Source organism: Salinivibrio sp. MA427 (assembly GCF_001996115.1).
GTDB classification, from domain to species: domain Bacteria; phylum Pseudomonadota; class Gammaproteobacteria; order Enterobacterales; family Vibrionaceae; genus Salinivibrio; species Salinivibrio costicola.
In genome coordinates this window covers 1-2,648 of record NZ_MUFH01000353.1, presented here as the reverse complement: position 1 = coordinate 2,648, position 2,648 = coordinate 1, and the positions used below count along the sequence as shown (strand labels likewise).

Sequence of the window (2,648 nt, the reverse complement as noted above, 5' to 3'; positions counted from 1 at the left end):
GCACGTGCAATTGCCCAATCCGTCTCCGATAAAGGACGTGCTTCACCACGGCCACCGGCGGCGAGATTACCGCGCGTTTCACCTTTTGCTGGAATACGGGCCAGACAGTAGGGCACCGGTTCGCCGTCAACAATTAAGATGCGCTTATCACCATTGCTGATGTCAGGGACGAAGGTTTGTGCCATGCAAAAACGTTGGCCATGCTCAGTAAGGGTCTCAATGATCACACCAATATTCGGATCACCTTGTTTAACCCGGAAAATAGAGGCGCCCCCCATGCCATCGAGCGGCTTCAAAATAACATCACCGTGCTGGGCTTGGAATGCACGAATCTCGTCGGCACGTCGTGTCACCAAGGTGGTGGGTGTGTGTTCAGGGAACCAAGCGGTATAGAGTTTCTCGTTACAGTCACGGAGGCTTTGCGGTTTGTTCACAATTAAAACACCGGCTTCTTCTGCGCGCTCTAGCATGTAGGTCGCATAGATATACTCGGTATCAAAGGGGGGATCTTTTCGCATCAAGATCGCATCAAACGCGCGCAGCGGTAGGGTTTGTGTTTGGTGCACTTGATACCAATTGTTAGGATCATCCATGACACTCACTGTTTGGGTGCGAGCACTCGGTTCACCCTGCAGCATCGACATATCATTCATCGAAATAGTATGTATTTCCCAGCCGCGTTGTTGTGCCGCCAACATCATGGCAAACGTGGAGTCTTTTTTTACACTGATGGCCTCAATGGGATCCATCACTACACCTATTTTCATCATGTCTCTCCTGTTTGCCGTTAACCCAGGTCGCCAAAACGGACTTGTAGCGCGGTAATGGCTGTCAGCGCTGCCGTTTCTGTGCGTAAGACCCGAGGGCCCAATAAAATTTCTTCAAAACCACGATCACGTGTCATCGCTATTTCTTCTTCTGACAATCCGCCTTCTGGCCCAATCAGCAAACGTAGCTTAGAAGGGGCTTGAGGAAGTGTATTGAGGGAATACGGTGCGCGAGGATGAAGGTTGAGTTTCAGTCCATCAAATGCCTGTTGGCACCAAGTGTCTAGGTTGATCACGGGATTCACGGTGGGGACGATATTGCGCCCACTTTGCTCGCAGGCGCCAATGGCTATTTTTTGCCATTGTTGGCGTTTTTTCTCCAGTCGATCAGCATTGATCTTGACCCCACATCGCGCCGATAAAAGTGGCGTAATGGTATTTACTCCTAACTCAACCGATTTTTGTACGGTAAATTCCATTTTCTCACCACGAGAAATAACCTGCCCCAGTTCAAAATCTAGTGGCGATTCAACACCGACCTCTTCGCGGGCTGAGATGGTTGCGGTGACGTGTTTCTTACTGATTTGCGTCAAGGTCGCTGGAAATTGTGCCCCAGAACCATCAAAAAGCAGAATTGGTTGCTCTGCTTGCATTCTTAATACGCGGCCTAGGTGATTCGCCGCTTCATCGCTTAAGGTCACCGTGCCTTGAGACGGTAAAGGCGCCGGGTGATAAATTCGAGGAATTCGCATGGTGTTCGCTTTCCATTATCAATCAGCCTCCAGTGTAACATGGCTACCGGTGGCAATAGGTGATGTGTTAATCGGGAACGTGTCAATAATATGGGGACGGTGAACGGAAAAGCAAATAGCTAATGTTTTTCGCTRACCGGCGTCAGTATCTGTTGGCACTGTTTGCACCGATAGGTTGCCTGGCCGCGCAGAACTTTATGATGACGGCGTATCGTTAAGGCCACTGGCCCACAACGGCATTGGTACGAGAAGGTTTTCCCTTGCACCGCTGTGATATCAAGSTGGTGGGTCGTGTTTGCTGGAACATGAAACAAGTTAGTCATTAGGTCGCGCCATTCCGGACCATGAGGTTTGACACGCCCATGCAGCGCGAACGTGACTAAATGACAGACTTCATGCGGGATCACCTCATGAAAAAAAGCGTCGGCGTGCTGCTGGAGCAATACCGGATTAAACCGTAATCGCCATTCTGTCGGATGCGCGGTGCCTGCGGCGCGCCCTCGTAACGTAAAGCCAATTGTTGGATAAACCAGTTGGCGATCTAGTTGCCGATTGGCACGATCAATACAGGCGTGAACCTGGTCGGTGACCGATTGTATCAAGGTGTTAGACAGAGAAGGCATAGGTGTCGACTCACACTGCGATCAAAAAAGGGAAGCGAACGCTTCCCTTTGTAAAAAGCGAATCAGGCCAGATTAACCAAGCNAACCAAGCTTGGCAAATTCACGCAATAGGTCTGCTTTGTCGGTTTTCTCCCATGGGAAAATTTCACGACCAAAATGACCATACGCAGCAGTTTGCTTATAAATAGGTTGCAGCAAGTCGAGCATTTCTTGTAGGCCATACGGACGTAGATCGAAGTGCTCACGAACGGCTTTAATAATCACCTCTGGCGCCACTTTTTCAGTGCCAAAAGTTTCGACCATGATAGACGTTGGCTCGGCCACACCAATGGCGTACGACAATTGAATCTCRCAGCGGTCAGCAAGGCCAGCTGCGACGATGTTTTTCGCTACATAACGTGCGGCGTAGGCGGCAGAACGATCCACTTTTGATGGATCTTTGCCTGAGAATGCCCCGCCACCGTGACGGGCTGCGCCACCGTAGGTATCCACGATAATTTTACGGC

The 2,648-nt window shown here is 50.3% G+C and carries 4 protein-coding genes; all 4 read right to left on the bottom strand.

Translation table 11 applies throughout. The features are described 5' to 3' along the window. Positions 1-770, bottom strand: a 770-nt coding sequence (gshB, locus tag BZG79_RS14385; RefSeq protein WP_077774745.1) for a glutathione synthase, incomplete at its 3' end; no start/stop codon positions are given. Positions 771-787: 17 nt separating this feature from the next. Further along, positions 788-1,519, bottom strand: coding sequence for a 16S rRNA (uracil(1498)-N(3))-methyltransferase (gene rsmE, locus BZG79_RS14380; protein ID WP_021024533.1), 732 nt, complete (start codon positions 1,517-1,519; stop codon positions 788-790). Positions 1,520-1,638: 119 nt separating this feature from the next. Further along, positions 1,639-2,142, bottom strand: coding sequence for a SprT family zinc-dependent metalloprotease (locus BZG79_RS14375; RefSeq protein ID WP_077774744.1), 504 nt, complete (start codon positions 2,140-2,142; stop codon positions 1,639-1,641). Positions 2,143-2,214: 72 nt separating this feature from the next. Beyond that, positions 2,215-2,648, bottom strand: a 434-nt coding sequence (locus BZG79_RS14370; RefSeq protein WP_199877940.1) for a methionine adenosyltransferase domain-containing protein, incomplete at its 5' end; no start/stop codon positions are given.

Coding starts and splice junctions, on each gene's coding strand:
- rsmE (WP_021024533.1), bottom strand. CDS start 1,519: ATGCGAATTCCTCGAATTTATCACCCGGCGCCTTTACCGTCTCAAGGC.